The organism is Streptomyces sp. NPDC059718 (assembly GCF_042733315.1).
GTDB lineage: Bacteria > Actinomycetota > Actinomycetes > Streptomycetales > Streptomycetaceae > Actinacidiphila.
The window spans coordinates 1-5,390 of sequence record NZ_JBHWGA010000115.1 but is presented as its reverse complement, the minus strand read 5'-3'; the positions used below and the strand labels follow the sequence as shown (position 1 = coordinate 5,390).

Genomic DNA, 5,390 nt, shown 5'->3' with positions numbered 1-5,390 from the left:
CTCGATACGGCGTTCCTGGAGTTTCTCCCCGCAGCGCAGTGCGGTCAGGCAACTGCGGAAGAGGCTCATCTCCTCGGCCGTGAGGACGGCCGCGGCCAGATTCAGCAGTTCGTTCAGGGCGGCCGGCGTGAGGACCGCGGGGAGTTCGCCGGAAAGCAGGACCACCGGCTCTCCGGTCCGGTGGCGGACGACAGCGGTGGCGGTCGCCCCTTGAACGACAAGCACGTGCACCCCTCTCACCGGAGGCTTGGTCGGCCCAAGCACCTCGGGGATCGAGAGGATAGCCACCGGTTCGTCGGGCTTCGCCCCCTCTGCCGGGACTTCCCCACATCGGGCAGGGGGCGGATTGACCCGTTCGAGTGATATCCGGGGGGTGGGGCCGGGTGTCCGAGGTGCCCTCGCCGGCGCTCCCACCTGTCGTTTCCCTTGTGCGGCCGCCGCGTTGACGGACAGTCATGGGTCCGAATCGCTTGCCGGGCCCGTGGCGCCCGACTACTGTCCAACGCCGTCAGACAGATCGTCCGGTGTGGATGGACGGGTCCTGGGACCCGGTACCCGTCCGCACCCCTCGTCCGAAGGATCCCCCATGCTCGACATGCGTGAGCTGGACACCGAGTCCGCGGAGCTGCTGCCCGGCCGCGAGGCCCTGGGCAAGCTCAAGTTCAGCTTCGTCAAGACCACGCACGTGACCAAGCACGTGGCCCACGTCGACGCCCACAACGAGTCGCTCGCGGCCAACGAGTGGTCGCCGTACGCGGTCGCCCAGTCGCAGGCCACCCAGGCCATCAACATCAAGCAGTAGTCGGCGTTCCACCTCCTTCCGCATACCGAGAAAGGTATCCCCCCCATGAACATGGACCAGCTCGACGCCGAGTCCGCGGAGCTGCTGCCCGGCCGCGAGGCCCTGGGCAAGCTGAAGTTCAGCTTCGTCAAGACCACGCACGTGACCAAGAACATCGCGCACGTCGACGCCCACAACGAGTCGCTCGCGGCGAACCAGTTCTCCCCGTTCGCGGTCGCCCAGTCCGAGGCCGTCCAGGCCATCAACATCCGCCAGTAACAACACCCGTACGTGTGCGGACCGCGCCCGTCGTGGCGCGGTCCGTCTCGGGAGGAAGAGCAGGACGGTGACGGAAAGTCACATTGCTCACGGCCCCGGCCCCACGGGAACGGCGGTGTACGGCGCGGACGTGATGGAACCTCCCCTCCACGACACGGGCTTCCCCGTCCCGCGGCTCGGCGCGGGCCTGCAACTCCTCGGCGAGTACAAGGGCTCGGGGACCACCGAACCCCGGTACATCGTCCGCCGGGGGGACGGGCAGGTCGTGCAGCTGAGCCGGCTGCTGTACCTGGTCGCCCGCGCCATCGACGGGCGGCGCGACACCGAGGCCATCTCGCACCGGGTGAGCGGGCGCTTCGGCCGTGAGGTCAGCGCCGAGAACGTGCACTACCTGATCGAGAACAAGCTCCAGCCGCTGGGCGTCACCGTCCCTTTCGGGCAGGAGGACGACGAGGTCACCGGGCCCACCGCGGACCTCCTGCTCGTCCTGAAGGGCCACCGGGTCATCTTCCGCGAGCGGCAGGTCGCCCGGATCGCCCGCTCCCTGGCCTGGCTGCACCGTCCGCTGGCGGTGACGCTGGTGCTCGCGACGGCGGTCGCCATGGAGATCTGGCTGTTCGCCGTCCACGGGGCGATGACCCCGGTGCTCCAGGTGCTGGAGCAGCCGGTGCTCATGCTCGTGGTGTTCGCGCTGACCGTGGCCTCGCTCGTCTTCCACGAGTTCGGGCACGCCTCCGCGTGCCGCTACGGCGGTGCCCGCCCCGGGGCCATCGGCTGCGGCATCTTCCTCATCTGGCCGTCGATGTACACCGACGTCACCGACGTCTACCGGATCGGCCGGGGCGGGCGCATGCGCACCGACCTGGGCGGCGTCTACTTCAACGTCGTCTTCATACTGGCCCTGGCCGGGGGCTACTTCGCCACCGGGCAGTCCTTCTTCCTCGCCGCCATCTACCTGGCCCACTTCGAGATCATCGAGCAGCTGATGCCGGCCGTCCGGCTGGACGGCTACTACATCCTCGGTGACCTCGCCGGCGTCCCGGACCTCTTCGGCAAGATCAAGCCGATCCTGCGCAGCATGCTCCCGGGCCGCCCGGTGCCCCCCGAGGTCTCGGACCTCAAGCGCTCCGCCCGGATCATCGTCACCACCTGGGTGCTGACGATGGTGCCCCTGCTGCTGGCCGAGCTCGGCTACGTGCTGTGGAACCTGCCGCGCCTGCTCGAGACGAGCCTGCGGTCCCTGGTCGAGCAGCTGACCGGGACCGGTTCCGCCTTCGCCGAGGGCCAGTTCGCCGCCGGGACGGTCGGGGTCATCGGCAGCCTGATGCTGATCTTCCCCCTGGCGGGTGCGGCGTACCTGTCGGTGCGCCTCGGGGGCCGGCTCGTCCGCTACGTCGTCCGCGCCACGGAGGGGAATCTCCGGCTGAGGCTCCTCATCGGCGGGGCCACACTGGCCGGAGCTGCGGCGCTGTGCGCCGCGTGGGTGGGCGGGGTGACCCCCAAGCCGCTGCCGCCGCAGCCGCCGATCGCGCCCATCCTGCAGCCCGGGGTGCCCGAGATCAGGCCCCTGCGCCCGGTCGCCCCCGCACCGCTGCCCAGCGTCACCGCACCCCCGGTGACCGTGGCCGTGGGCGAGCCGTCGGCGAGCGCGTCCTCGGCCGCACCCTCGGAGTCCGGCTCGGCCGACGCCTCCGCCTCGGCGAGCGGCAGCCCCTCGCCGTCGAACTCGCCCAGCCCTCGGGCCTCGCGGAGCGAACCGCAACCGAGCAGCACCCGGACCACGGCCACGGCAGGGCCGAGCCCGTCCGACGGCTCGCCCTCCGCCACACCGTCGGACTCCGCGACGCCCTCGGAGCCCCCCATCCCGAGCTTCACCGTGTCCTTCCCCGCGCCGCTGCCGACCTGACGCGGGCCGTCCCTCCCCTTCCCCTTCCCCCTCCCCCTTCCCCCTTCCCCCTCCCCCCGACATCCCTTCGACCGCTACAGGAGAAGTCCGTGACGCACCGAAAGCCCCACACCAGCACGGTGGGCCGCAAGGCCGTCCGGCTGGGCATGCTGACCACCGCCGGCCTCGTCGCCCTCGCCACCGCGGCCCCGGCCGGCGCGGCATCGGGGTCGCACATCCCCCGCAGCGTCGGCGCCGCCGTGGACGAGGCGCACACCCTCGCCAACCGGGCGCACCCCGTCCAGTACGACGAGGAGTTCTCGATCCACCAGTTCGGGCCGCTCGTCGCCGCCGCGGCGCACAACCGGGCGGTCGCCGCCTCCGCCGGCTGCTCGCTCTCCCGTCCGTGCCGTTCGATCGCCCTCTCCTTCCAGATCGTCACCACCTCCGGTGTCGACCTCCGGCGGATCAACGCCACGAACATCAGCCGTGCCGTCAACCAGCACTGCACCGGATGCCAGACGTTCGCGGGCGCCTACCAGTTCATCGTGGCGACCCCGCGGCCGCTCACCCTGAGCGCCCGCGACCGGGACCGGCTCGCCGACATCCGGCGCCGGGTGGCCGAGCTGAGGCGGTGCGGCGACCCGCTCTCCGAGATCGAGCGCCGCGCGGACGCCCTCGCCGCCGAGGTCAGGGCCGTCCTCGACCGCGCGGCGGCAGCCGTCCCGGCCGGCGCCGGAACCAGCACGCTGCGGGAGTTCCGGCCCACCGTGACCATGCACCGCCACGTCAGCTGACGCCCCCACCGCTTCCGGGCCGGGGGCGCGTCCCTCACCTCCCCAAACCCCCAGACGGGTCCCCGGCCCGGGACCACGACCGGCCTTCCGGAGGACGAAGTGCCCAAGCGATACCCGCCCGAGCTGCGCCGCAAGGCCCTCGACCTGCTGGTCGCGGGCGAGCCGGTGAAGAAGGTCGCCCTGGACCTCGGCCTCGGCGACCAGACGATCTACCAATGGCGGCGCACGCACCTGCCGCACCTGGGCAGACCGCGGCGCGCACCGATGGGCACCGCCGAGCTGACCGCGGCCCGCAGGCGCATCACCGAACTGGAGACCGAACTCGCCGTCCACCGGCGGGTCACCGAGCTGCTGCGCGATGTGGTGTCCCCAAAAGGCGATTTGAGGCCGTGCAGGTGATGGCCGGTGAGGGGCTCCCGATCCGGACCGCCACGCGCGTCCTCGGCATCTCCGAATCGGGGTACTTCACCTGGCGCGGCCGGCCCCCCTCGCCCCGCTCCACCCGGCACCTGTGGCTGACGGACCTCATCAGCTCCATCCACGCCGCCTCGCGCGGCACCTTCGGGTACCGGCGCATCCACGAGGAGCTCACCCTGCGGCACGGCATCCCCATCAGCCACGGCACCGTCGAACTGCTCATGCGGCGTGCCGGGCTCCAGGGCCGCCCCGGCGTGCCCGACCGGCTCTGGGTGACCGACGCCGTCGAACTCGCCACCCGTCAGGGTCAACTGCTCTGCGTGATCGTGCTCGACGCCCACGCCCGCCGGCTGATGGGTTGGAGCACGGGCTCCGCACCGGCCGCCGCCGTGGCGGCGGACGCCCTGAGCAGGGCGGTGCTGCGCCACTCCGTCCACCCCGGGCCCCGGCCCGAGGGACGCTTCACCACCCTCGTCTTCACCGAACGCGCCCACGCCCGCGGACTGGCGCCCCCCACCGGCCTGGTCGCCGACCGGAACGACCACGCCGTGATCGGCGACTTCTGGGCCCGGACACAGACCGAACTCCTCGACCATCGCGCATGGCACAGCCGGCTCGACCTCACCACAGCCCTGTCCGACTACTTCGAGGGAACCCGAGCATGACCGTGGACCGACCGACCCCCCCGTTGCCGATCTCCTACCTGCTGCGCACCCAGATCCGTGCGGGTCAGACCCTGCCGCCCACGCAGGCGCACCTGGTCATGCTGCACTGCGCCCTCGACGCCGCCGGGGTCCCGGTCCGCCGGGACGACGCGGACGCCGTCGCCAGGATCGCCGAACTCGACTACGCCACCGTCAACGCGGTCATCGGCTGGCTGCGCGGCGTCAGACCGGCGGCGTGCTGACATGTCCCGGACCGCTCCTGCGGAGCGCAGGACACTTCGCCCGGCGTACGGCCGCGCGCTGCTCGGCGCGCTGACGGCGTACCGCTTCGAGCGACCGCCCGTCGAACCGATGGCGGCGCTGTGCGGCCTCGACCAGGACGACTTCCTGTACCGCTGCCGCTCCGCACGCGGCGCAGGACCACCGGACGGCGCGGCGCCGGACGGCCCGGCGGCGGGCGGGCTATGACCGGGTGGAGCTGCGGAGGAGGGATTCGACGAGGGCGGCGACGTGCCGGCGGTCGGCTTCGGACAGTTGCTGGACGCTGGCGATGAGGGTGGCGACCT

The 5,390-nt window shown here is 72.1% G+C and carries 8 protein-coding genes; all 8 read left to right on the top strand.

The genetic code is table 11. The features are described from left to right. Positions 1-586 precede the first annotated feature (586 nt). Entirely contained in the window at positions 587-802 is a 216-nt protein-coding gene (locus tag ACFV3E_RS46345; RefSeq protein ID WP_179280271.1) for a hypothetical protein, read from the top strand. Between the two features lie 45 nt (positions 803-847). Then, positions 848-1,060, top strand: coding sequence for a hypothetical protein (locus tag ACFV3E_RS46340; RefSeq protein ID WP_431969350.1), 213 nt, complete (start codon positions 848-850; stop codon positions 1,058-1,060). Positions 1,061-1,193: 133 nt separating this feature from the next. Next, positions 1,194-2,966 carry a zinc metalloprotease gene (locus ACFV3E_RS46335; RefSeq protein ID WP_500542539.1) on the top strand — a complete coding sequence of 591 codons (1,773 nt, stop codon included), beginning with the start codon at positions 1,194-1,196 and terminating at the stop codon, positions 2,964-2,966. Positions 2,967-3,055: 89 nt separating this feature from the next. After that, positions 3,056-3,742: a hypothetical protein gene (locus tag ACFV3E_RS46330; RefSeq protein WP_500542535.1), complete on the top strand. Its 687-nt coding sequence runs from the start codon at positions 3,056-3,058 to the stop codon at positions 3,740-3,742. A 99-nt stretch (positions 3,743-3,841) separates the two neighbouring features. Then, positions 3,842-4,141, top strand: a complete 300-nt coding sequence (locus tag ACFV3E_RS46325; protein ID WP_499513905.1) for a transposase — start codon at positions 3,842-3,844, stop codon at positions 4,139-4,141. Beyond that, on the top strand, positions 4,141-4,824 hold the full coding sequence (locus tag ACFV3E_RS46320) for an IS3 family transposase (protein WP_500542537.1): 684 nt from the start codon (positions 4,141-4,143) through the stop codon (positions 4,822-4,824). The genes ACFV3E_RS46325 and ACFV3E_RS46320 overlap by 1 nt, the downstream gene beginning before the upstream one ends. Continuing rightward, complete coding sequence (locus ACFV3E_RS46315; RefSeq protein WP_500366423.1) at positions 4,821-5,066, top strand: hypothetical protein; 246 nt, start codon at positions 4,821-4,823, stop codon at positions 5,064-5,066. The genes ACFV3E_RS46320 and ACFV3E_RS46315 overlap by 4 nt, the downstream gene beginning before the upstream one ends. 1 nt (position 5,067) lies before the next feature. Then, positions 5,068-5,292, top strand: a complete 225-nt coding sequence (locus ACFV3E_RS46310) for a hypothetical protein (protein WP_500542533.1) — start codon at positions 5,068-5,070, stop codon at positions 5,290-5,292. Positions 5,293-5,390: the final 98 nt, after the last annotated feature.

Coding starts and splice junctions, on each gene's coding strand:
- ACFV3E_RS46345 (WP_179280271.1), top strand. CDS start 587: ATGCTCGACATGCGTGAGCTGGACACCGAGTCCGCGGAGCTGCTGCCC.
- ACFV3E_RS46315 (WP_500366423.1), top strand. CDS start 4,821: ATGACCGTGGACCGACCGACCCCCCCGTTGCCGATCTCCTACCTGCTG.
- ACFV3E_RS46310 (WP_500542533.1), top strand. CDS start 5,068: ATGTCCCGGACCGCTCCTGCGGAGCGCAGGACACTTCGCCCGGCGTAC.
- ACFV3E_RS46335 (WP_500542539.1), top strand. CDS start 1,194: ATGGAACCTCCCCTCCACGACACGGGCTTCCCCGTCCCGCGGCTCGGC.
- ACFV3E_RS46320 (WP_500542537.1), top strand. CDS start 4,141: ATGGCCGGTGAGGGGCTCCCGATCCGGACCGCCACGCGCGTCCTCGGC.
- ACFV3E_RS46340 (WP_431969350.1), top strand. CDS start 848: ATGAACATGGACCAGCTCGACGCCGAGTCCGCGGAGCTGCTGCCCGGC.